This window comes from Terrihabitans rhizophilus (assembly GCF_033898525.1).
GTDB lineage: Bacteria > Pseudomonadota > Alphaproteobacteria > Rhizobiales > Methylopilaceae > Flaviflagellibacter > Flaviflagellibacter rhizophilus.
Genome location: NZ_JAXAFJ010000001.1, coordinates 189,508 through 213,071 on the forward strand (window position 1 = coordinate 189,508; position 23,564 = coordinate 213,071).

The 23,564-nt window shown below is 64.8% G+C and carries 19 protein-coding genes; 17 read left to right on the forward strand and 2 right to left on the reverse strand.

Annotated features, from left to right (window positions below; translation table 11 throughout):
- The first annotated feature begins 14 nt into the window (after window positions 1-14).
- From SCD90_RS00830 to SCD90_RS00840, 3 genes are all read left to right on the forward strand, one after another.
- Window positions 15-1,784: an NADPH-dependent assimilatory sulfite reductase hemoprotein subunit gene (locus tag SCD90_RS00830; RefSeq protein ID WP_425265627.1), complete on the forward strand. Its 1,770-nt coding sequence runs from the start codon at window positions 15-17 to the stop codon at window positions 1,782-1,784.
- Between the two features lie 286 nt (window positions 1,785-2,070).
- Window positions 2,071-2,538 (forward strand): YaiI/YqxD family protein, encoded by a 468-nt coding sequence (locus SCD90_RS00835; RefSeq protein WP_319842719.1) that lies wholly within the window; start codon window positions 2,071-2,073, stop codon window positions 2,536-2,538.
- A 101-nt stretch (window positions 2,539-2,639) separates the two neighbouring features.
- The gene (locus tag SCD90_RS00840) at window positions 2,640-3,806 is read left to right on the forward strand and encodes a GGDEF domain-containing protein (RefSeq protein WP_319842720.1); all 1,167 of its coding nucleotides are present in this window, start codon (window positions 2,640-2,642) and stop codon (window positions 3,804-3,806) included.
- 22 nt (window positions 3,807-3,828) lie between these two features.
- Here SCD90_RS00840 and SCD90_RS00845 read toward each other — a convergent pair whose 3' ends face one another.
- On the reverse strand, window positions 3,829-6,627 hold the full coding sequence (locus tag SCD90_RS00845; RefSeq protein ID WP_319842721.1) for a phosphoenolpyruvate carboxylase: 2,799 nt from the start codon (window positions 6,625-6,627) through the stop codon (window positions 3,829-3,831).
- A 212-nt stretch (window positions 6,628-6,839) separates the two neighbouring features.
- Between SCD90_RS00845 and SCD90_RS00850 the strand changes: the two genes are divergently transcribed.
- Complete coding sequence (locus SCD90_RS00850) at window positions 6,840-9,146, forward strand: ATP-binding protein (RefSeq protein ID WP_319842722.1); 2,307 nt, start codon at window positions 6,840-6,842, stop codon at window positions 9,144-9,146.
- Complete coding sequence (locus tag SCD90_RS00855; RefSeq protein WP_319842723.1) at window positions 9,143-10,564, forward strand: sodium:proton antiporter; 1,422 nt, start codon at window positions 9,143-9,145, stop codon at window positions 10,562-10,564. The genes SCD90_RS00850 and SCD90_RS00855 overlap by 4 nt, the downstream gene beginning before the upstream one ends.
- Here SCD90_RS00855 and SCD90_RS00860 read toward each other — a convergent pair.
- The gene (locus SCD90_RS00860; RefSeq protein WP_319842724.1) at window positions 10,539-11,297 is read right to left on the reverse strand and encodes a HugZ family pyridoxamine 5'-phosphate oxidase; all 759 of its coding nucleotides are present in this window, start codon (window positions 11,295-11,297) and stop codon (window positions 10,539-10,541) included. The genes SCD90_RS00855 and SCD90_RS00860 overlap by 26 nt on opposite strands.
- Window positions 11,298-11,461: 164 nt before the next feature.
- Here SCD90_RS00860 and SCD90_RS00865 point away from each other — a divergent pair, with 164 nt between their 5' ends.
- The 12 genes from SCD90_RS00865 (at window position 11,462) to SCD90_RS00920 (ending at window position 23,564) form a co-directional block, all read left to right on the forward strand.
- On the forward strand, window positions 11,462-12,169 hold the full coding sequence (locus SCD90_RS00865) for a response regulator transcription factor (protein WP_319842725.1): 708 nt from the start codon (window positions 11,462-11,464) through the stop codon (window positions 12,167-12,169).
- 105 nt (window positions 12,170-12,274) lie between these two features.
- Window positions 12,275-13,972: a sensor histidine kinase gene (locus SCD90_RS00870; RefSeq protein ID WP_319842726.1), complete on the forward strand. Its 1,698-nt coding sequence runs from the start codon at window positions 12,275-12,277 to the stop codon at window positions 13,970-13,972.
- On the forward strand, window positions 13,969-14,472 hold the full coding sequence (locus SCD90_RS00875) for an HPr kinase/phosphorylase (protein ID WP_319842727.1): 504 nt from the start codon (window positions 13,969-13,971) through the stop codon (window positions 14,470-14,472). Before SCD90_RS00870 ends, SCD90_RS00875 begins: the two co-directional genes overlap by 4 nt.
- A gap of 46 nt (window positions 14,473-14,518) precedes the next feature.
- The gene (locus SCD90_RS00880; protein WP_319842728.1) at window positions 14,519-14,920 is read left to right on the forward strand and encodes a PTS sugar transporter subunit IIA; all 402 of its coding nucleotides are present in this window, start codon (window positions 14,519-14,521) and stop codon (window positions 14,918-14,920) included.
- Window positions 14,917-15,240 (forward strand): HPr family phosphocarrier protein, encoded by a 324-nt coding sequence (locus SCD90_RS00885; RefSeq protein ID WP_319842729.1) that lies wholly within the window; start codon window positions 14,917-14,919, stop codon window positions 15,238-15,240. Before SCD90_RS00880 ends, SCD90_RS00885 begins: the two co-directional genes overlap by 4 nt.
- A 74-nt stretch (window positions 15,241-15,314) precedes the next feature.
- Window positions 15,315-17,183 (forward strand): YbaL family putative K(+) efflux transporter, encoded by a 1,869-nt coding sequence (ybaL, locus tag SCD90_RS00890; protein ID WP_319842730.1) that lies wholly within the window; start codon window positions 15,315-15,317, stop codon window positions 17,181-17,183.
- A 225-nt stretch (window positions 17,184-17,408) separates the two neighbouring features.
- Complete coding sequence (locus tag SCD90_RS00895; RefSeq protein ID WP_319842731.1) at window positions 17,409-17,543, forward strand: hypothetical protein; 135 nt, start codon at window positions 17,409-17,411, stop codon at window positions 17,541-17,543.
- Window positions 17,544-17,648: 105 nt separating this feature from the next.
- On the forward strand, window positions 17,649-18,179 hold the full coding sequence (locus SCD90_RS00900) for an REP-associated tyrosine transposase (RefSeq protein WP_319842732.1): 531 nt from the start codon (window positions 17,649-17,651) through the stop codon (window positions 18,177-18,179).
- Between the two features lie 141 nt (window positions 18,180-18,320).
- Window positions 18,321-18,728, forward strand: a complete 408-nt coding sequence (locus SCD90_RS00905) for a hypothetical protein (RefSeq protein ID WP_319842733.1) — start codon at window positions 18,321-18,323, stop codon at window positions 18,726-18,728.
- Window positions 18,729-19,042: 314 nt separating this feature from the next.
- Window positions 19,043-19,390 (forward strand): DUF2019 domain-containing protein, encoded by a 348-nt coding sequence (locus SCD90_RS00910; protein ID WP_319842734.1) that lies wholly within the window; start codon window positions 19,043-19,045, stop codon window positions 19,388-19,390.
- 128 nt (window positions 19,391-19,518) lie between these two features.
- Complete coding sequence (gene ahcY / locus SCD90_RS00915) at window positions 19,519-20,934, forward strand: adenosylhomocysteinase (protein WP_319842735.1); 1,416 nt, start codon at window positions 19,519-19,521, stop codon at window positions 20,932-20,934.
- A gap of 209 nt (window positions 20,935-21,143) precedes the next feature.
- Window positions 21,144-23,564, forward strand: a complete 2,421-nt coding sequence (locus tag SCD90_RS00920) for a sensor histidine kinase (RefSeq protein WP_319842736.1) — start codon at window positions 21,144-21,146, stop codon at window positions 23,562-23,564.

Genomic DNA, 23,564 nt, shown 5'->3' on the forward strand with positions numbered 1-23,564 from the left:
GATCGCTCAACCCCCTGGATGGGTCTTCCGATCAAGCCGGAAGACGACGCGAAATGACCGAGAAGCTCGCCCGCAACGAATACCTGAAGGAAGCCAGCCGCTATCTGCGCGGAACGCTGGCCGAAGGCCTCGCCAACGATGTGACGGGCGAGATTTCCGAGGACGACCAGCAACTGGTCAAGTTCCACGGAATGTACCTGCAGGACGAGCGCGACCTGCGCGCCGAACGCACCCGCAAGAAGCTGGAGAAGGCGTTCTCCTTCATGATCCGGGTGCGCATCCCGGGTGGCGTGACGACGCCGCAGCAATGGCTTGCGATGGACGAGATCGGCCGCATCTATGCGAACGGCACGCTTCGCCTGACGACCCGCGAAACCTTTCAGTTCCATGGTGTCATCAAGTCCAACGCCAAGGCGGCCATCCAGAGGCTGGATTCGGTGCTGCTCGACACCATCGCCGCATGCGGCGACGTGAACCGAAACGTGTTATCTGCCTCCAATCCGCACCAGTCGGGGACGCATCAGGCGGCTTACGAGCTGGCCAAGAACATCTCGGATCACCTGCTGCCCCGCACCGGTGCCTATCGCGAGATCTGGCTGGACGGCGAGAAGATCGCGGGCGGCGAGGAGACTGCCGAGGTCATCGAGCCGATCTACGGCCACACCTATCTGCCGCGGAAGTTCAAGACCGTGGTGGCGGTGCCGCCGCAGAACGATGTCGATATCTACGCGCACGATCTTGGCTTCATCGCGATCCTCGGCGAGGACGGGCAGCTTCAGGGCTGGAACGTCACCGTCGGCGGCGGCATGGGCATGACCCATGGCAACACGGAAACCTTCCCGCGCACTGCGAACGTGCTCGGCTTCTGCAAGCCGGACGACGCGCTGAAGTTTGCCGAGGCCGTGCTGACCACTCAGCGCGACTGGGGTGACCGCACCAACCGCGCCCATGCGCGCGTCAAGTACACGGTCGAGACACGGGGCGTGGACGCGTGGCGCGAGGAGGTCGGCAAGCGCGCCGGCGTGCCCTTCGAACCCGCGCGACCGTTCAGCTTCACCGGAACCGGCGACCGCTTTGGCTGGACAGAGGGCGAGGACGGCAGATCCCACCTCACGCTGTTCATCCAGAACGGCCGAATCAAGGACGTGCCCGGCGGCGCACAGATGATGACGGGCCTGCGCCGCATCGCTGAGATCCACGACGGCGAGTTCCGCATGACGTCGAACCAGAACGTCATCGTCGCCAATGTCTCGCCCGAGAAACGCGCCCAGATTGAGCAACTGGTGGCGGAGCACGGCCTTACCTCCGAAGCGTCGGCTATCCGCCGCAACGCCATGGCCTGCGTGGCGCTGCCGACCTGCGGCCTCGCGCTGGCTGAAAGCGAACGCTACCTGCCGAGCCTGATCACCCTGTTCGAGGAACGCCTCAACGCGCTCGGGCTGGGCGAGGAGGAGATCATCGTTCGGATGACAGGCTGCCCCAACGGCTGCGCCCGTCCCTATCTTGCGGAGATCGGCTTCGTCGGCACCGGCCCGGGCCGCTACAACCTCTATCTCGGCGCGGCCTTCAACGGCGAGCGGCTCTCGAAGCTGTACCTGAAGGACGTCACGGAAGAGGAAGCGCTGGAGGCCCTACAGCCGCTGTTCGAAGATTTTGCGGCCAATCGCCAGAGCGGCGAGCACTTCTCGGATTTCGTCATCCGGCAGGGCTATGTCGCGGCGACCACCAACGGCCCGGATTTCCACGTCAACACAGGCCCGCAGCGCCTGGCCGCAGCTCAATAAGGTTCGGTAGTGCACCTTTCTTGATCACGCCTGTGGATGGGGCACGCCTGCGACATTCTGTCCAATCGCGGCGCAAGGATCGGCATCCCACTCTTTGCCTGTCTGCAACAACCGAAAGGAGGTGATCCAGTGTCTCATTGTCTTTCTCCGCGTGCGCTGGTCATCGCGGTCTGGACTGCCTCTGGTGTCCGCACCGCTTGAGCTGCGTTGATTGCGGTTTGTCCGCAGCGCGGTATGACAATGGAAGGGCTGCCGAAAGGCGGCCCTTCTTGTTTCCAGAGGTCCCATGCCCGGCCCCATCACCATCTTTGTCGACGCCGATGCCTGCCCGGTAAAGGAAGAGATCTACCGTGTCGCAGGGCGGTATGGGTTGAAGGTCTTCGTCGTGGCCAACGCCTTCATCAACACACCGCGCGATGCCATGATCGAACGCGTGATCGTACCCGCCGGGCCCGACGTGGCGGATGACTGGATCGCCGAGCGTGCCGCGGCCGGCTCCATCGTGGTCACCCAGGATGTGCCGCTGGCCGACCGTTGCGTGAAGGCGGGTGCGGAGGTGATCGGCAACACCGGCCGCGCCTTCACCACCGCCAGCATTGGGATGGCGCTTGCCACCCGCAACCTCATGGACGACCTGCGCTCCGCCGGCCAGACCACGCGCGGGCCGAAGCCATTCTCGCCGCGCGACCGTTCGGACTTCTTGCAGGCGCTTGACGGTGCGGTTCAGAAGCTGAAGCGCGACGGGTTCGGGTAGAATACGTCGGGTATCAGCGACGGATTATTAAGCGACTACCTGCATTTATCGGCTGATACGGGCGCCATCGAAGCCGCGCTCCGGAGCCGCACGCCGATCCCATGGATTTCCTGACGCTCTATGTCGTCATTTTCCTGAACTCGATCGCGCTGTGCGCAATCTGGGCTGCGATCGCCGTCAGCTATCGTGACTTGCGGCCAGCGCGATTTTGGCTGGCTTCCTGTGTGCTCTCCGTGATCAGCGGCGTCGTGCTCGCCTTGCAGGGAAATGCCGGGCTCGCGATCCCAACCTTGGCTGCCAACGCATTCGTCCTGTTCGGCCTGTTCAGCGTCTGGATGGGTGTCAGGGTGTTCCACGGGCAGGCGTCGGGATGGCGGGTTGCCGTGCTGCTCACCTTGCTTTGCGTTGCGGCCATGGCCGCGAGCTTTCATCCGTGGTGGGGGCGGAATCCTATCTACACCGCGGCGCAGATCCTGCCGCTCGGCATGGCCATGGCGCATCTGCTTGCGAAAGGGCGCCGTTCCGTCGGCAGCGGGATGGCCTGCGCCGGCATCCTCGTTGCGATCACGGTCAACAGTCTCACATGCCTGTCGAACATCGCTCTTCTCGCAGGCTACCCCGTTGCGCAGGCGACCGTGACCCAGATCGCGAGCATCAGCCTTCTCGGGCTGGTGTTCTCAGAAGTCGTCTGCAACTTCGGCCTCGTCATGATGACGATCGACCGCCTGCGCAGTGAGATCGCCCACCTGGCGACCGAAGACGCGCTGACCGGGCTTCATAACCGACGCTACCTCGCGGGGCATCTGCCAACCGAGGTGGGGCGCGCCGCCCGCACGGGGGAGCCGCTTTGCCTGATGATCATCGACCTCGATCGCCTCAAGCAGATCAATGACAGCTTCGGCCACGCCGCCGGGGATGCAAGCCTGCGCCACATTGCCGATCTCGTGAAGCGGCAATTGCGAACCGACGATGTCCTGATCCGCCTCGGAGGAGACGAGTTCTGCGTCGTCCTCGCGGCGACCACACTGCGGCACGCGCAGGACATCGCCGACGATGTGGTGCGCACCGTCCGGGCGACACCGCTGAGGTGGAAGAGCGCCGATGTGCCGGTCAGCGTCAGCATCGGGTTGGCCGTCCTGGACACATCCCTCGCCCCGGACGCAGTCGCCTTCTTCGAGAACGCCGACGCCGCTCTCTACGATGCCAAGCGGAACGGTCGGGGGCGCTACTCGGTCTTCGCCGCTCCCATGGCCTTGAAGTCGGCCTGACGGGGCGGCTGAAACGCCCCGATCAGCCGAACGCCCCCAGTTCATGCGTGATGGCAGTGCCGATCTCGCGCACCATGGCGAAGGACCGGCCGATGGGCTTGAAGATTGTGTCGTGCTCCTTGGCGTAGGACACGGCGGCACGTGGCCCGTGGGGCTCGCCGAAATCGCGTCCCGCTGTGGGGTCCGCCTCGTTCGGGAAGATCTCGCCGAGCGCACTCAGCGCCGCCGGCACGTCGAGCTGCAGCAGCCGCATCTGGAGCGCCGAGCGGGTCAGCCCGTGGCGGGGCGAGAAGTCCGGTATGTCGGTCGAGATAAGCCATATGCGCTGGATAAGGGCGATGCGCAGCGCGTGCAGCAGCATTTCGCGGTTCTGCATGTGCGGCGCGTGCGGCCACACGGCGCGCAGCTGCACGAAATCCGTCTGGATGCGGCGGAACATGGCCTGCACCGGGGCAGAGACATGAAGCTGGTCCAGAGCCCGCGCGACGGTGACGAGGTTCTGCGCGTCCTCGGGATGCTCGAGATGAGCGGCCCGGTCGAGCCATGGACCGGGGTCGAGCAACGCGATGCCCGCGCGCAGCACGTCGAGGTCCGAATGCGCGAGGGCATGGCGTACGAGATCCAGCGAACGGCGGAACCTTGGGCTCTTTGCGCAGAGCTCCTGGAAGAGTTCCGGCTGGCGCGAGGCCGCCGCCCCGATGCCCTGCAGCGTGTTCGCGCACCAGCCCATCTGCTGAAGGATGGCGTTGTTGAGGATAGCCCTGAGTTCGCGCGGATGCTTGATGACCGCCGGGCCCGCGATGCCATCGCTCTGGCGCAGCGCGGGACGCGATCCCGTCGGATCGAGCAGCGCGGGGCCGAAGGCGCCCAGCATCGCGGCATAGCCGGGGTCTTCCACCAGCTCGTGCATGGATGCGGCGATGGTGGCGAAGAAGTCCGCCGCGAAATCCGTCTCCTGATAGATCGGATCGTCGCCCTTCGGCAGCACGTCGTAGGCGTGCTCCGCAATGCGCGCGATGGACGACAGGGCCAGTTCGGACGTGCCGAACAGCAGATAGCCGTCACCGCCCTGGAAGGAGCTCTCATTGCGCTGGAAGATGCCCGCGCGCGCAAAGGTGGCGCGGCTGGTGGAGGGCGAGAGATATTTCAGCCGGTCGGTCAGCGAGCCCGGATGCGAGCCGCGGCCGATGCTGTCGCCGTGGGTGTCGAACAGGATCAACTCGACCTCGGACAGGTCGTACTTGACCAGCAGTTCGGACAGCTTGAGGCGCAGCCGCTCGATGAGGAAGGTCGCCGCCAGCTGGCCGATATAGCGGCCCGAATCCGAGTAGCCGAACTGGATCGCCAGCTTCTTGGTGTCCCGGAGATAAGCGCGATAGTGCGGGCTGCGCAGAGCCTCCTCGATGGCGCGGGACCCCTGTTCCAGGGCCTCCGCGGTTTCGAAGAGCGGGCTGATCTCGATATGCTTCTCCACGCCGAACAGCTTGGCGAGCCACAGCGTGGACAGCAGCGTGTAGCCGCTCTCGGTTTCCGCGATGAGGAAGCGGATCGGCGCCTCGCCGTCGATGTGTTTTGCGATCTGCGCAACGGTCATCATCAGCTTGGTGGCGGACGCCTGTTCCGCGAGGATGGCGCCGAAGTCGACGGGCGTCGCCCGCACCTGGTCCAGGGCGCTGTTGACGGCCGATAGCAGGACGCGACGGCGGAACGGGTCGGCTGGCGGGTCTTCGAGACCGAGCCGCAGGCGCGCCGCGTTGTGGATCTGCGCCGCATTCAGCCGCACATGCGTGTTTGCCAGCGACATCCCGTGGGACGCGAGACCGGCACGGGCGACCGAGAGCGCGAGCTGATCGTCAGGAGCGGCTTCGGCGATGGCTTGCTCGAACAGCGCCATCAGCGGCCTGGTGCTGGTGAGCGCGCCCTCCCGGTGGCTGATCAGTTCGTTGGCGAAGTCGGCCACCAGTTCGGGATCGGCCTTTGTCGGCACCGCGGCGATCTGGCGATCCACGCAGGCTATGGCGACCCTCAGCTTTTCGATCAGCGCCGTCGCGGTCGGAAAATGCTCGACGGCGTCCTCCAGCCGTACCAGTTGCAGCCGCTTCATGCGCAGCCGCAGGCGCAACGTGTCCCACCAATTGATGTCGACGCGACCATCGGTGTCGTATCCAACCCAACTGGCGAGGACGACGGCCTTCGGCACGATGGACGTCCACTCGCCAGGCCACGTCTTGCTCGCGGCGGCCAGAAGGGCGGCATTGAGCTGGTCGATCGCATCGCGGCCGTTCGCGATCGCCGCGATGGCCTGGGTGAATTCTTCCTCAAGGATGGGCGTCTTGGGCCGGTGGGACTCGAATGCCTCCTCCGTGTCGCGCCCGCAGGCGAGTTCCGCGAGGGCATGGAACACAGGTGCGGGCGAGGAGAACGTGGGATGAGCCGTGAACACGGCCGCAAAGCGGGTCCGCTCGAAGAAAGCGCGGTTGCGGGCAAGTCCGCCGGGCTTGGCGTCGGCGCCCGTCAGGCGTTCTGCGATGGTGCGGAACGCATCCTCGGCCGCCGACGGCTCGGTGCCTCCGACATAGCGCGCGAGACGCTCGGCGCGGTCGCGAAAGGCGCTGTCCCGAAGTTCGGCAATGACCTGCTGGATGTCGGCTTCCGTCAACTCACCGTCGTCCATCCGGCGCGAGATCGCCAGCGCCGCCGCCAGAACAGGATTGCCGAAGGGGTCTTCCGCCGCACGTTCCCGCATTCGGGCCGTCAGCGACAGAAGATCGGCCGTCTGGCGCGACGTGGCCCCCGAACGGTTGACTTCGTTCAGCATCATGCACTCCCGCATCCGGTATTGTCCGTGGCCCGCAACACCGCCACACCATGGGGGCTACTAGACACGCGGCTCTGCCCGCAAGTCAAAAGAGCGGCTGAGGCAAGGCGAAGCGCATCAGGGATGGCCGATGGGCTTGCGCCGGCCCGGTGGTCCGATATCAGTGCAACGTACCACGTGTCCCGTCAGGGGACCCGAAAGAACATAGGCAGTATGTGAGGCGGCAGCTCTCTCTTTTCGCATTGGCGCTGCTGGTCCCGATCCTGGCTTTCACGGGATTCCTGCTGTTCCAGTTCGCCACGTCCGAACGCGCGCACCTGGAAGACGATGCGCTCGCCGCGGCCCGGCGGATCTCTGTCGTCGTCGACCGGGAACTGGCGAACATGGTGGCTGCGCTGGACGTGCTGGCGCTCTCACCCTCGCTCGCCGCCGGAGACATGGCAGCGTTCCATGCACAGGCTTCCCGCATGTACGAGCAGAAGGGTGCCGCGGTCGTCCTGCGTGATCTTTCAGGCATGCAGGTCGTGAATGTTCGCGTGCCTTTCGGACAGCCCCTCCTGCGTTTCAACGTGGAGGGAGAAGAAGCCGCAATGCGGCAGGGCCGCTTCTTCGTGTCCAACATTTATACAGGGCCGAACTCCGGGTTGCTGCTTGTTTCCGTGACCATTCCCGTCACGCAGGACGGCGAGCGCAAATACATGCTCAGCCTCAGCGTGCCCTTGGAGCGCATTCGCGACATCATCCTGAGGGAAAGCCCGCAGAGCACTGCGGTTGTGGGGGTGATCGACCGGAACGGACGGATCGTGGCTCGCAGCGTTCGACATGAGGACTTCGCCAACAAGTTCGCCGCAGACGACACCCTGTCGAATTCCAACGCGAATGAGGGCACCTGGAACGGCACGGCGGTCGACGGCCTTCGCATTTTCGGCGCCTATTCCCGAAGCACGTTTTCCGATTGGCGCGTCGCCATAGGCGTTCCGGAAGCAGCCCTCGATGCCCCGCTGCGCCGCTCCCTGATGCTGTTTGCGATGCTCGGGCTTGGCCTGACGGCGCTGTCGGTCCTGGCAGCATCGTTTTATGCGCGGCGGATCGTTCGCCCCATGCGCCTTCTGGCGGCAGGCGCGGCGGAGCTTGGACGCGGCGAGCCCGTGGAGCCTGTCCGTACCCGTATTCCCGAGGTGCAGCGCATAGCCGACGCCATGGCAGCGGCGTCCGACGCATTGCGCCAGCGGGAGCGGGAACTGCGGGATTTCAGCGGCGCGCTGGAGCGCGAAGTCGGCGCGCGCACGGCGGACCTCATGGACGCCAATGCAAAGCTCCGAGCCGAGGCGGAAGAGCGAGAGCGTGTCGAACAGCAATTGCGGCAGGCCCAGAAGATGGAAGCTGTGGGCCAACTCACCGGGGGCATCGCTCACGACTTCAACAATCTTCTGGCCGTGATCACAGGAAACCTCGACCTTCTCAGCAGACGGCTGCAGATGGGCCGCACCAATGTGGAGCGTTTTGCCGACAATGCGCTCGAAGCGGCGCAGCGAGCAGCCACGCTGACGCACCGGCTGCTCGCGTTCTCCCGCCAGCAGCCCCTTTCGCCCGAGCCGGTAGACGCGAACCGGCTCGTGGGGGGGATGTCAGACCTGCTGATGCGCGCGATCGGCGACGGGATCGAACTGGAGACCGTGCTGGCCGGCGGGCTGTGGCGGACCCATGCTGATCCCAACCAGCTCGAGAACGCCTTGCTCAATCTCGCGGTGAACGCGCGCGATGCCATGGGTGGGCGCGGCAAGATCACCATCGAGACCTGCAACGCTCATATCGACGAGCTGTACTCGTCGGATCACAACATCCCCACTGGTCAGTATGTGCTGCTCGCGGTCACCGACACTGGCGAGGGCATGACCCCCGGCGTCATCGCCCGGGCCTTCGAGCCGTTCTTCACGACGAAGGGACCGGGCCAAGGCACCGGGCTGGGGCTCAGCCAGGTCTACGGCTTTGTCCGCCAGTCGCGTGGGCATGTGAAGATCTACAGCGAGCTTGGCGACGGCACGACTGTGAAGCTCTACTTCCCGCGTTTCATGGGCGCGCTGAACGAGGTGGAGGAGCAGGAACAAACGGCCCTGCCGACCGGCACGGAACTGATCCTGCTGGTGGAAGACGAAGCCAATGTGCGGCGTATCAATTCCGAGACTCTGCGCGAGCTCGGCTACAGGGTGCTTGAGGCCGAGAATGCCCGGGAGGCGCTGAAGCTGCTGGATGGTGATCCGTCGATCTCTTTGCTTTTCACGGATGTGATGATGCCCGAGATGAACGGACCCCTCCTGGCGCAGGAGGTTCTGCGCCGGCGACCGGGGCTCCCGGTGCTGTACACGAGCGGCTATACGCGCAACGCGGTGGTGCATAACGGCGTGCTCGACGCCGGTGTAAACCTGCTGCCCAAGCCCTTCACCATGGACCAATTGGCGCGGAAACTGCGCGAAGTCCTGGATGCGCCAGTTTTCACCGAAGAAGCGTCGAGCCCAACATGATCCGCCTCCTCCTGATCAGCGTGCCTGCTTTGCTGGTATCATTTGCTGCCGAGGCGGCAGTGCCGGCCGGGATGCCCGTCACGGCAGGACTGTCACCGCTCTGGGGCCTGCCATTCGCGGGCATGCTCCTTTCGATCGCATTGTTCCCCCTGCTCGCAAGCAGCTTCTGGCACCATCATTACGGCAAGGTCGCCCTGTTCTGGGCGCTGTGCTTCCTGGTGCCCTATGCGGCGACGTTCGGCATGGGTCTGGCCTTCCACGACCTCGTTCATGCGGCCCTGCTCGAATACATCCCGTTCATCGTGCTGCTTTTTGCGCTGTTCACGATCTCGGGCGGGCTGCTCGTCGTTGGCAACATCCATGGCAGCCCCGCCACCAACACGGCCCTGCTCGCGACCGGAACGCTGCTTGCCAGCGTGATCGGCACAACGGGCGCGTCCATGCTGCTGATCCGGCCGCTCCTGCGCGCCAACGACAACCGCCGCTACAATGTGCACACCGTCGTGTTCTTCATCTTCCTGGTGTCGAACATCGGCGGATCGCTGACGCCCTTGGGAGATCCACCGCTCTTTCTCGGCTATCTGAAAGGCGTGGAGTTCTTCTGGACCTCGGTTCATCTCGGCCCCCAGACGCTCGTTCTCGCGGTTGCGCTTCTCGGCATCTTCTTCATGCTGGACACGGCGATGTTCCGCAAGGAAGGGCAGCCGCGCCGTCCGGATCCGACACCGGACACCCGACGCATCGGCATGATCGGGCTGGCCAATGTCCCGCTGCTCATCGGCGTCATCGCCGCCATCCTGATGAGCGGCATGTGGAAGCCCGGCATCTCCTTCGACGTCTTCGGAACGCAAGTCGAGCTTCAGAATCTTGTACGTGACGGCATCATCCTCGCACTGGCCTTCGTGTCATTGCGCGTGACATCGCCCGAGATCCGCCGGGGCAATGACTTCGACTGGGAGCCCATCCGCGAGGTTGCGAAGCTGTTCGCCGGCATCTTCTCCACCATCATTCCCGTGATCGCGATCCTGCGCGCAGGGCGGGACGGCGCGGCGGCGCCGCTGGTCGATCTGGTGACGGACCCGTCGGGCGCACCGATCGACAGCATGTATTTCTGGATGACGGGCCTCCTGTCCGGCGTCCTGGACAACGCACCCACTTATCTCGTGTTCTTCAACCTTGCCGGCGGCGATGCGCAGCACTTGATGGTGCAGGCGACCAGCACGCTCGCGGCCATCTCGGGCGGAGCGGTCTTCATGGGCGCGCTCACCTATGTCGGCAATGCGCCCAACTTCATGGTTCTGGCCATCGCGAAAAGCCGCGGCGTGAATATGCCGAGCTTCTTCGGCTACATACTGTGGTCCGGGGCAATCCTGATCCCGCTCTTCATGCTGCTCACGCTGTTGTTCTTCCACCTGTGAGAAGACGCGCCCGATCGGCCATCGCCACCAGGGTACGGCGCAGGTCGCCGGGACCGTCGATCGGCGCGGGGAATGGCAGGTAGCGAACCCGACCTTCGCTGCTGATCTCCATGCCGTCGCGGTCGAAGCCGTCCATCTGCCATTGCCCGCCGCCCGGCGCGTCGAGAAACGCCTCGGCGTAGAGCGCCAGGGCATCCCTGTGGTCCGCGTTCATGTGGGCGACGGCGCCCTTTTCGCCGCGCACGGCGGCAGCAGCAACCGGACCCGCCATCATGAACCTGCCGGCAGCGACGGTTTCGATGCGTCCAAAGCCCGCAACGAGATGGGCGCTTTCCGGCTCCAGCCTGAACAGGCGAAAATCGCCGAACCCGGCATATCCTGCCGCCTCCGGCTGGCGGAGCAGGAAACGTTCCAGATCTTCCGGCTCGTTGTCCGCAGCAATGCGGCCGACCAGGGTAACCCGGGAGCGGACCAGCGGATTGCCCCCAGCCCCCTGGGTCAGGAGAAGCGAGACCCTCGCATCTTGGAGTAAATTGCGCGTGTGCCGAGCCAGCGAGGACAGCAGCATTACGGGAGCGCCATCCGACGCTGTCGCGACCAGAACGAGCGAGACATAGGGATGACCCGCATCAGTGTCCAAGGTAGCCAGGCTGCCCTGCCGCGCACACCTGAGCAGTATGCGAATTTCCGCGGCTGCGGTGTCCTCATCGGTGCCTTCTGGTGAGTTCTCCATACCCTCGTCTCCCCGAAAACTTGAGGCCGGGAAGCTTATACGCGAGTTTGGCAGATCCGCAGGTTGTGGCATTATCTTGTTGACCTGTGTAGATTTGGCCATATTTCAGCCACTCGTCCCGCGTTCAAGGCTGATCTTTGAAGGACGAGGCAAGCAGGGGCGTTATGCCAAACATTGCTCTGGTCGATGACGACCGCAACATTCTGACTTCAGTGTCGATCGCGCTGGAGACCGAAGGTTATCGCATCTCCACCTACACCGACGGCGCTTCCGCGTTGGAAGGCCTGAAGGCAAACCCGCCCGACCTCGCGATCTTCGACATCAAGATGCCTCGCATGGACGGCATGGAGCTGCTGCGCCGCCTGCGCCAGAAGTCCGAGCTGCCGGTTATCTTCCTTACCTCGAAGGACGAGGAGATCGATGAACTGTTCGGCCTCAAAATGGGCGCCGACGATTTCATCAAGAAGCCGTTCTCCCAGCGTCTCCTGGTGGAGCGGGTCAAGGCAGTGCTGCGCCGTGCCGCGGCGCGCGATGGCAGCGCTCCGGTGAAAGGCGCCGACGCCCAGGGCAAGACGCTGGAGCGGGGCAGTCTCGTCATGGATTCTGAACGCCACACCTGCACCTGGAAGGGTGAAGGCGTGACGTTGACGGTCACTGAATTCCTGATCCTTCAGGCTTTGGCTACCCGCCCCGGCGTTGTGAAGAGCCGTAATGCTTTGATGGACGCGGCTTACGACGACCAGGTCTATGTGGATGATCGGACGATCGACAGCCACATCAAGCGCCTCCGCAAGAAGTTCAAGGCGGCCGACGACGACTTCGACATGATCGAGACGCTCTACGGCGTCGGCTATCGGTTCAAGGAAGTCTAGCGCCCTGGACAGGGCTGGCAGACGATGAGCATCGAAGCACACCCTGGAGATGGCACGGCGGGGGCAACACCCCAGGCGGCCCGGAGGCGGACGCAGGGACCGCTGATGCGGCTGCTCGACCGCTACGGATTTTCGAGCCTGACACGACGCATCGTCGTGCTCAATCTTGCCGGCCTCGTCGCTCTTCTGTTCGGCATTCTCTACCTCAACCAGTTCCGGGCGGGCCTCATCGATGCCCGCGTCCAGAGCCTGCTTATCCAGGGCGAGATCATCGCCGGAGCGGTTGCGGCCTCCGCGACGGCAGACACCAATCAGGTGTGGGTCGATCCCGACAAGCTGATGAACATCTCGCCCGGAGAGATGACCCGCTCGCGTGGCGAGAACCTCGAAAGCCTCGAATTCCCGATCAATCCCGAGCGCGTGGCGCCGGTGCTGCGCCGGCTGGTCTCCCCCACCCGGACGCGGGCTCGCATCTATGACAGCGACGGGCAGTTGCTGCTCGATTCGCAGAGCCTCTACAGTCGCGGGGACATCCTGCGCTTCGACCTGCCCTCCCCGCAGCTGGAAGGCGAGAAGCGCCTGCTCGACCGCACCGTGGAGACCGTCAAGAACTGGCTCTTCCGGCAGGATCTCCCGACCTATGAGGAACTCGTCGGCGGCAGGGGATATCCCGAGGTCGTGCGCGCATTGCAGGGCTCGCCGGCCACGGAAGCCCGCGTGAACAAGCGCGGCGAAATGGTCGTCTCGGTCGCCGTGCCAATCCAGCGGTTCCGCGCCATCGCCGGCGTGCTGCTGCTGTCCACGCAGGGCGGCGACATCGACAACATCGTCACCGCCGAACGCATCGGCATCTTCCGTGTCTTCCTCGTCGCGGCGCTTGTGATGGTGGTGCTCTCGGTTCTTCTTGCCAGCACCATCGCCGGCCCGATGCGCCGCCTCGCCAACGCTGCGGAACGCGTGCGCCAGCGCGTTGACCGGCGAGCCGACCTCCCGGATTTTTCGGACCGCACCGATGAAATTGGACATCTGTCTGCGGCCTTCCGGGACATGACGGACGCGCTCTACAGCCGCCTTGAGGCGATCGAACGTTTCGCCGCCGACGTCGCACACGAGTTAAAAAACCCACTAACCTCGTTGCGCTCGGCCGTCGAGACGCTGCCGCTTGCCAAGAACGATCACTCGCGCGCCCGGCTGCTGGAGGTGATCCAGCACGATGTCCGGCGGCTCGATCGCCTGATCTCCGACATCTCGGATGCGTCGCGCCTCGACGCCGAACTGCAGCGCAACGACCGCGAGATCGTGGACCCTGCGCAAGTGCTCGAGGCTGTGGTCGAGATCCAGAACGAAGTGCGCCGGGATGGCGACGTCGTCATTCGGCTCGAAGTGCCAAGGGATCGCAAGGCACGCGACCGCCTGCTCGTGTCCGGCCATGATTCGCGGCTCGGCCAGGTCATCACCAACCTCATCGACAATGCCCGCTCCTTCTCACCGCCGAGAGGCGAGGTGCGGGTTTCCTGTCGGAGGGTGAAGAACGAGATCGAGATCGTCGTCGAGGACGATGGCCCGGGCATCAGGCCCGACGCGCTCGAGCGGATCTTCGAGCGCTTCTACACGGACCGCCCGGAACAGGGCTTCGGCCAGAATTCCGGTCTCGGGCTCTCGATCTCCAAGCAGATCGTAGAAGCGCACGGAGGCCGCCTCTGGGCCGAAAACCGGGTGCATCCGGCCGAACACGATGAGTTTGACGATCCCCTTCGCCTGGGTGCCCGCTTCATCCTGCGCCTGCCGGCGGCCTCCAAATGAGCGACACAAGCGTCCACGCATCCTTTGTATCGGTTGGTGGGATAGGCGTTCTGATTCGCGGCGCGTCAGGTGCCGGCAAGTCGCGCCTCGCGCACATCTTACTGCTGCGCGGGCCGCTCCACGGCTACAGGGCAGCCTTGGTGGCCGACGACCGCACCTTCATCGAAAGACGAGAAGGTGAACTGTTCGGACGAGCTCCTCCAGAGCTTGCGGGCCTGCTGGAGATTCGGGGCCTTGGTATCGCCCGGGTGCAACACACGCCTGAGGAAAAGATCGGCCTGATCGTCGACCTGGTCCCCGTCTCGGAGGTGCCGCGTCTGCCTGCAGCATCGGACCGAAGCGAAAGCCTGTGGGGCGTCACAGTGCCGCGTTTGCGAACACATTTCGTAGAAACTGCTTTCGAGGCTATACTGACCATTCTCAAGCACGACCATTTCGTGCTTCACGGATATGAACCCCTTGCGCCGCGGGAACATAATGGAAAGACTGGCCTCTCTTGAAGCCGGACCGGGCGTACCGACATATGGGGCACGCCCCGAGGAACAGATGATCGGCATCGTCCTGGTAACCCATGGGCGGCTCGCCTGCGAATTTCGTGCAGCGCTCGAGCACGTCGTGGGCCCACAGTCCCAGATTGAGACCGTCGTGATTGGTCCTGAAGACGATATGGAAAATCGTCGACAGGATATCATGGACGCCTGCGCTCGCGTCGAAACGGGCGGGGGCGTCGTCGTGTGCACCGACATGTTCGGCGGCACGCCCTCCAATCTTGCGATCTCGTGCATGAACGGCCGCAAGATCGAGGTCGTCGCCGGCATCAATCTTCCCATGCTGGTGAAGCTTGTTTCGGTGCGCGACGAACTGGTCCTTTCGGAGGCCGTGGCCCAGGCCCAGGATGCCGGGCGCAAATACATCTCGGTCGCGAGCCGCGTGCTCGCCGGCAAATGAACCCTTCGGGATCCTCGGGCCGGCCCGCTGCATTCCAGACGCCCGACGGCGTCCTCAGCCGCGACTTCAGCATCATCAACAAAAGGGGCCTGCACGCCCGAGCATCGGCGAAGTTCGTCCAATGCGTGGAACTGTACGAGGCCGAAACCACGGTCAGCCGCAATGGCGAGACCGTCGGTGGAACCTCGATCATGGGCCTCATGATGCTGGCTGCCGGCATCGGCAGCACCATCACCGTAACCGCCAAAGGGGTGGAGGCGCGCGAGTGCCTTGATGCGCTGCAGGCGCTGCTCGCCGACAAATTCGGCGAAGACGAGTAGTTCTTCGGGTTTCGGCAGCCGCAGGGGATTCCTACTATAGGAAAGCTCCCAATCCCTCGCCTGCCCGGAGACCGATGCCTCATCACACGCCGCTGATCGCCACCATCGTCGCCGGCCTGGGCATCGCCTTTGTTCTGGGTGCCATCGCGCACCGCCTGCGCCTGCCGCCGCTCGCGGGCTATCTGCTGGCCGGCGTCTTCATCGGCCCTTTCACGCCCGGCTTCGTGGCCGATCAGGGCCTCGCCAACGAATTGGCCGAGATCGGCGTCATCCTGCTGATGTTCGGCGTGGGCCTGCACTTCTCCCTCAAGGACCTGCTCGCGGTGCGGGCCATCGCCATTCCCGGAGCCATCGCGCAGATCGCTCTGGCCACAACGCTCGGCGTGGGGCTCGCCTACGCCCTTGGCTGGGGTCTTGGCGGCGGCCTTGTCTTCGGCCTCGCGCTTTCGGTCGCCTCCACTGTGGTCCTGCTGAGGGCCCTTCAGGAGCGCCGGCTCGTGGAGACCGAGCGCGGGCGCATTGCGGTGGGCTGGCTCATCGTCGAAGACCTCGCGATGGTGCTCGCCCTCGTCCTCCTGCCGGCCTTGTCGGGGATGCTCGGCGGCAAGGCGGTCGATGCGGGAGCCGGGGGGCTCGCGGGTTTCTTCGGACCGCTGAACCTGTGGCAATCGCTTCTCCTCACCGGCGCTAAGCTGCTGGCCTTCGTGGCGCTGATGATCGTGGTCGGCCGCCGCGTCGTGCCCTGGGTGCTGCACTACATCGCGCACACCGGCTCGCGTGAACTGTTCCGGCTGGGCGTGCTGGCCATCGCGCTCGGCATCGCCTTCGGCTCCGCGCAATTGTTCGGGGTGTCCTTTGCGCTGGGGGCGTTCTTCGCCGGCATGATCCTCGCCGAGTCCCAGCTCAGCCATCAGGCCGCGCAGGAGACGCTGCCGCTGCGCGATGCGTTCGCAGTGCTGTTCTTCGTGTCCGCCGGCATGCTGTTCGACCCGACCATCGTGATCTCCCATCCCGTCACGGTGCTGGCGACGGTGCTGATCATCGTGGTCGGCAAGACGCTCGCGGCCTATGGCATCGTGCGGCTGTTCGGGCATTCGCAACTGACGGCGGCCACTATCGCGGCCAGCCTCGCGCAGATCGGCGAGTTCTCGTTCATCCTGGCCGCGCTCGGCACCGGCTTTGGCCTGCTGCCGGACGAGGGGCGCGATCTCATTCTTGCCGGCGCCATCGTCTCCATCCTGCTCAACCCCGTCTTCTTCATCGTGCTGGACCGCTGGTCCGCCAAGGTGAAGGCCGCCGAGAAGGAGGCCGGGGTGGAGGAGCCGGCGCAGGACGCCACCGCCAAGCCGGACGAGGAAACCACCGAACTGCCGAGCTTCGACCTCTCCGGACATGCGGTGCTGATCGGCTTCGGGCGCGTCGGAAGCCTGATCGGCGAGGCGCTGATCGCGCGCGGCATCCCCCTGCTCGTAGTCGAGGAGAACGGCGACCGGGTCGAGGCACTGAGGGAACGCGGCGTGCCGGCCATCCTCGGCAACGCCGCCGAACGCGGCATGCTGGAAGCCACAGACCTCGCCCGCGCCACCTGGTTCATCAGCGCCGTGCCCAACGCATTCGAGGCCGGCGCCCTCATTGAGCGCGCCCGCGCCGCCAATGCCGGGCTCGACATCGTGGCCCGCGCCCACAACGACGCTGAGATCGCTTATCTGGAACAGCGCGGCGCGACCCATGTCATCATGGGAGAGCGGGAGATCGCCAGTGCGATGACGGCGCATGTGCTGGGCGGCGTGGATCGGGATAGCTCCATGCCCGCGCAGGACGGGCCGGATGGCTCGGGGCCGGTTACGGACAGCGTGAAGGCGGCGATCGGCGAGGTGCCGGGCGACACAGGGGCGACGTCGGTGGACGTCGACGTTCCGCAGGCGGCGCGCGTGCCTGCCTAGCGGCGCTCGGGTCGATCTGTCCGCGGCTTCGGGGCGTATGGGTCCCGGCCTTCGCCGGGGCGCGCTGCGAATGGGGTGGTTCGGGCCCGGCCGCACATTCCGGCGTCCCGGCGAAGGCCGCGCCCCATACCCGTGGCCGGACGGATGGGGTACAGCGGGAGACGACCAACCTTTCACACCGGACGCGCGCAGGCGCGGCCGCTCGCAGGAATTCAGGAACCCGCCATGTCCCGCTCCGTCCTCATCGCCGTCATCATCGTCCTCGTCGCCGTCGTCGGTGTCTTCGCCTACCAGGCCTATGAGCGCGACCAGAACACGCTGAACATCAGCATCGGCGAAAAGGGCATCAAGGTGGATTGAGGAGTACCATCGTAGGGTGGGCAAAGCGAAGCGTGCCCACTAGCTTCATCTTGGCATTGTGGGCACGGCGCTTCGCGCCTTTACCCACCCTGCGAGTGCTCAGATATGTCGACCTATCGCCGCGTATTCCTGCCGGGTGGGACGTTCTTCTTCACAGTCACCCTCGCGGACCGCCGGGCTGACACGCTTGTGCGCCACGTCGATGTGCTTCGGAGGGCCTACAGGACGGTGCAGGAGCGGCTGCCGTTCGAAACCATCGCGATCTGCGTTCTGCCGGACCATCTCCACGCGCTGTGGCGACTGCCGAACGGTGACGGCGAATACCCGCGGCGCTGGAGCCTCATCAAGGCCGGGTTCTCACGTAGCCTTCCTGCCGCGCCGTCAAGATCCGCCCCCAAGGTGGAGCGTCGCGAGAAGGGCATCTGGCAGAGGCGCTACTGGGAACACACGGTCAGGAGCGATGCCGACCTCGATCGACACATCGACTACGTGCATTTCAATCCGGTGCGCCATGGGCTTGTGCCGCGCGTGGCCGACTGGCCGCACAGCAGCTTCCACCGTTACGTCTCGCGTGGCCATCTCCCGCCGGATTGGGGAGGCGATATGCGCGACATGCCCGGCACCTACGGAGAGTGACGGCGTAAGGCCGTCGGGTGGGCAAAGCGCAGCGTGCCCACCACCACGGGTGGCGCGGGGCCGGAAGGCGTGGGCACGGCGCTACGCGCCTTTGCCCACCCTACGCTTGCTGGATAAGAGAGCACCACGAGGGAGAGATTGATGAGCGATCACGCAAACCTCCAGCAACAGTGCGACTGGCTTCGGATGTATCGTCGTCTCAAGCGTATACTGAGGGTGTTTGGACCCGACGACTGGGATCTCGGGAGGTACTGGGTCTTTGATGAAAATTGGGGCTCAAATCAACACGTCGTCACTATCATGGATCTCGCATTGCTCTCTCCTGAGGTGATCACTTCTTTAAGAAGGACACTCACCGACTTCGATAATTGGGAAGTCGTAATCACCTTGGATGCTCTAGGCGGAGAGTCATGGCCAAAGATGGGCCTGTACCTGCGCCAGCACGAAATCATCGATGGACTGCATAGATCCTACTTTCCAGAAATTTTCGTTATTTATATTATGAGGATGCACGGCCTGGCACCGCTGACGACTAGGCTGCGCCGGTAGATGCAGGAGATGTAGGGTGGGCAAAGCGCAGCGTGCCCACCATTAATCATCGACATGGCGGTAAGGCGTGGGCACGGCGCGTCGCGCCTTTGCCCACCCTACGCAACAGGCTGGATTGAAGCTCTTGCTGAGAGATCCGCGCATCCGGATCACGGTCACGGCAGGTCATTGGCTCAAGATATCGATTATGGCGACATGTCCCCTCGAGACTGGCTGAAAGACAAAGATTGGGCAACAAGACGTAAGGTTGGTCTGAGTATTCTAATTGATCACGGAGTTCTCTTGCCATGAGCAGCCGAATGAATTTGCCTAGTATGACGACGCCAGATCTGGTGGATCAGTTCGAAGCCTACTCCTTGGAACAGGATCAGGCTTGGCTCTACGACGAGCAAAGAAAGATCAATCGCATATTCGATGTACTAAGAACGATATCAGATGAACTGAAGAGCCGCCCAGGAGATGAAAGACGTGCTCTGGCGCAGCTTTATGACCATCCCAACATGCAGGTTCGGTTGAATGCTGTTAAGTCTTCGCTGGCCGTTGAGCCGGTCGAAGGACGGCGTCAACTTCAGCTCATTGCTGAATCGGGTGACTATCCGGCGGCAGGCGAAGCAGGAATGTCGATCAGGAACCTCGAAGAAGGAATTTTTGTACCGAAGTGAGAAGCGACTAGCGCTCTACCGAACCGCCTCACTAAGCGTCCCGCCCCACATAAAGACATCTTTATACCAACATTGCCCGGCATTCCTGCGCGTGCTACACAGCCCGCCAAATCCGCAGGAGAGCCCGCATGAACGTCCACGCCGCGCCCAATAACGACTACGCCATTGCCGATATCGGCCTCGCCGATTGGGGCCGCAAGGAGCTGACGATCGCCGAGATCGAGATGCCCGGCCTGATGAAGACGCGTGAGGAGTTCGGGCCGTCGCAGCCGCTGAAGGGCGCGCGCATCGCGGGCTCGCTGCACATGACGATCCAGACCGGTGTGCTGATCGAGACGCTGAAGGCGCTGGGCGCCGATGTGCGCTGGGCCTCCTGCAACATCTATTCGACGCAGGACCATGCGGCGGCGGCCATTGCAGCGTCCGGCACGCCGGTGTTCGCCATCAAGGGCGAGAGCCTGGTCGATTATTGGGAATACACCCACAAGATCTTCGAATGGGCCGATGGCGGCGTGCCGAACATGATCCTGGACGATGGCGGCGACGCCACCGCGCTGGTCCATCTCGGCGCCCGGGCTGAAGCCGGCGACACCGCCTTCCTCGACACCCCCGGCAACGAGGAAGAGGAAGTGCTGTTCGCGGCCATCAAGAAGCGCGTCGCCACCGGCTCCGGCTTCTACACGAAATGCGCCCAGGCCATCCGCGGCGTGACGGAAGAGACCACCACGGGTGTGCATCGTCTCTACGAGATGCAGAAGAAGGGCCTGCTGCTGTGGCCCGCCATCAACGTGAACGACTCGGTGACCAAGTCGAAGTTCGACAATCTCTACGGCTGCAAGGAAAGCCTGGTCGACGGCATCCGCCGCGGCACGGACGTGATGATGGCCGGCAAGGTGGCCATGGTCGCGGGCTTCGGCGATGTGGGCAAGGGCTCGGCGGCCTCGCTGCGCAATGCCGGTTGCCGCGTCATCGTCTCCGAGGTCGATCCGATCTGCGCGCTGCAGGCGGCCATGGAAGGCTATGAAGTGGTGACCATGGAAGATGCCGCGCCGCGCGCCGACATCTTCGTGACCGCGACGGGCAATGTCGACGTCATCACCATCGAGCATATGCGGGCCATGAAGGACCGCGCCATCGTCTGCAATATCGGCCACTTCGACTCTGAGATTCAGGTCGCGGCGCTGAAGAACCTGAAGTGGCACAATGTGAAGCCGCAGGTGGACGAGGTGGAGTTCGCCGACGGCAAGCGCATCATCCTCCTGTCCGAAGGCCGCCTCGTGAACCTGGGCAACGCCACCGGCCATCCGAGCTTCGTGATGTCGGCCTCGTTCACCAACCAGACGCTTGCGCAGATCGAGCTGTTCGTGAACCCGGAGCGCTACGGCCGCGAAGTGTACGTGCTGCCGAAGCACCTCGACGAGAAGGTGGCGGCGCTGCACCTCGACAAGGTGGGCGTGAAACTGTCCCGGCTGTCCGACAAGCAGTCCGCCTATATCGGCGTGCCGCAGACCGGCCCGTTCAAGCCGGATCACTATCGCTACTGAGCGATCCGCCAGGCAAAATTAACCTTATCCACAGAAACGGGCCCGGCGACGGGCCCGTTTCTCTTTTTAGACTCGCCTTCGCCACGAACCGTTGGGCGCGAGTCGCGATGCAGGTACATTGAAACCGATTCGGGGGGTGGCCGTGGGGTGCGGCCAGTGGATCGGCGAGGCGTGCAATGCAGGACCGGTCCAGAAGGGATCGCCGGGGGGTGCTGACGCCGCTGGCTGCCGCCATTCTGTGGCCGGCCACGGCTGACGCCGCGCCCCTGCCCTTCGGCTCCACGCATTCCGAGCTTGGCCAGTTGGCCGTGTCGCTCGGCCTCGTCCTCGTCACCACCGCCACGACCTATGTGTTCGCACGCGCACGGATCCGTGCCACGGAACGCGAGGCGGAACTGCGGGGCACCATCGCCCAGTTGCAGTCCCGGCTCGACCGCTCGGAAGCGCTGCTCTCCGCCGAGCCGCAGATCATCGCCACCTTTGGCCATGGCGAGGAGCTGGAAGTCACAGGCGCGCTGCCGACCACCACGGGCGTGCCCGGGGGCCGGCGCGCGCTGGGCTTCGGCGCCTGGCTCGGGCCGGAGGAGGCCGCCCGCGTGGAACAGTTGGTGGATACGCTCCGGGAGCGCGGCGAGGGCTTCGACACCAGCGTGCCGACGCGCCGCGGCGGCTATGTGGCGCTTGACGGCCGTGCCGTGGGCGGGCGCGCCGTGGTGCGCATCCGCAGCCTCGAGGGCGAGCGCCTGACCATCGCGGAGCTGGAAGCCCGCCAGCATGCAACACAGGCCCAGCTGGCCGGGCTGAAGGCGCTGCTCGACGGCGTGCCGCAACCGGCCTGGATGCGCGATGCCGAGGGCAAGCTGTCCTGGGTGAACGCGGCCTATGTGCGGTCAGTCGAGGCGGTGGACGCCGACGCCGCCGTGGCCGCTGGCATGGAGCTGTTCGACACCACCGTCCGCGAAAAGGCGGGTGCCGCCGCGGCAACCGGCGGTGGCGTGTTCCGCTACAAGACGCCGGCCATCGCCGCCGGGGAGCGGCACGTCTTCGACATCCACGAGATCCGGCAGGGCTCGGGGCGCGCGGGGCTCGCCGTCGACGTCACCGATCTGGAGGACATGCGCACGGACCTGTCGCGTCGCGTGGCCTCGCACCGCAAGACCCTGGACGAGCTGACCACGGGCGTCGCCATCTTCCGCTCGGACGGGCGGCTGGCCTTCCATAACCACGCCTTCCGCCAGCTGTGGCGGTTGGATTCCATGTTCCTGCAGCAGGAGCCGACCGACAGCGCCATCCTGGACCGCCTGCGCGCGGAGGAGGCCCTGCCGGAGCCCTCGAACTACCGCGAATGGAAGGCGCAGCTGCAGGAGGCCTACCGCTCCGTGGAGCCGCGCGAGCATTGGTGGCACCTGCCGGACAGCCGCACCATGCGCGTGGTGCAGACGCCGAACCCGGAAGGCGGCGTGACTTATCTGTTCGACGACGTGTCGGAGCGCATCGACCTCGAATCCCGCTACAACGCCATGATCCGCGTGCAGCGCGAGACGCTCGACAATCTGCGCGACGGCGTGGCGGTGTTCGGCTCGGACGGGCGGCTGCGGCTGTACAATCCGGTGTTCGCGCAGATGTGGAAGCTGCCGGCGACCGAGCTTTCCGCCTCGCCGCACGCGCGGCGCATCTTCTCGCTGTGCCGCGTGCTGCACCAGCCGCCCGAGCCATGGGAGATGCTGACCACCGCCGTCACCGCGATGCAGGAAAGCCGCCTGCCAGTGTCAGGGCGCATCGAGCGGGCGGACGGCGCCAGCATCGACATCGCCAGCGTGCCGATGCCGGACGGAGCGACCATCGTCACCTTCTCCGATGTCAGCGCCGGCGTGGCCATGGAGCGCGCGCTGAAGGACCGCAACGAGGCGCTGGAAGCGGCCGACCGGCTGAAGAACGCCTTCGTGAAGCACGTCTCCTATGAGCTGCGCTCGCCGCTGACCAACATCATCGGCTTCACCGAACTGCTGGCCGACCCATCGACCGGGCCGCTGACCACGCGGCAGCGCGAATATGCCGGGCACATCCTCGAAAGCTCCGCCTCGCTCTACACCATCATCAACGACATCCTGGACCTCGCCACCATCGATGCCGGGGCTATGGAGCTGGAGCTCAGCCGCGTAGATGTGCGCTCCGCCGTGCAGTCCGCCGTGGAAGGCGTGCGCGGACGCCTCGCCGGTGCCGGGCTGACGCTGGAGATCTCCATTCCGGCCGGCGCGGGCAGCTTCGTGGCCGACGAGAACCGCGTGCGGCAGGTGCTGTTCAACCTGCTGTCCAATGCCATCGGCTTCAGCCCGGAAGGCGGTAAGGTCAGCCTTGTGGTGGGCCGCAACAATGACTGCATGACCTTCACGGTCAGCGACAATGGTCCGGGCATTCCGGCCGAGGTCATCGAGAAGGTGTTCGACCGCTTCGAAAGCCACACCGAGGGTTCGCGTCACCGGGGAGTCGGGCTCGGCCTGTCCATCGTGCGTTCGTTCGTGGAACTGCATGGCGGCAAGGTCTGGATCGACCCATCGCAGGGCCAGGGCACCCGCATCACCTGCACCTTGCCGCTCGATGCCGGCGCGGCACGTCTCGCGGCCGAGTGA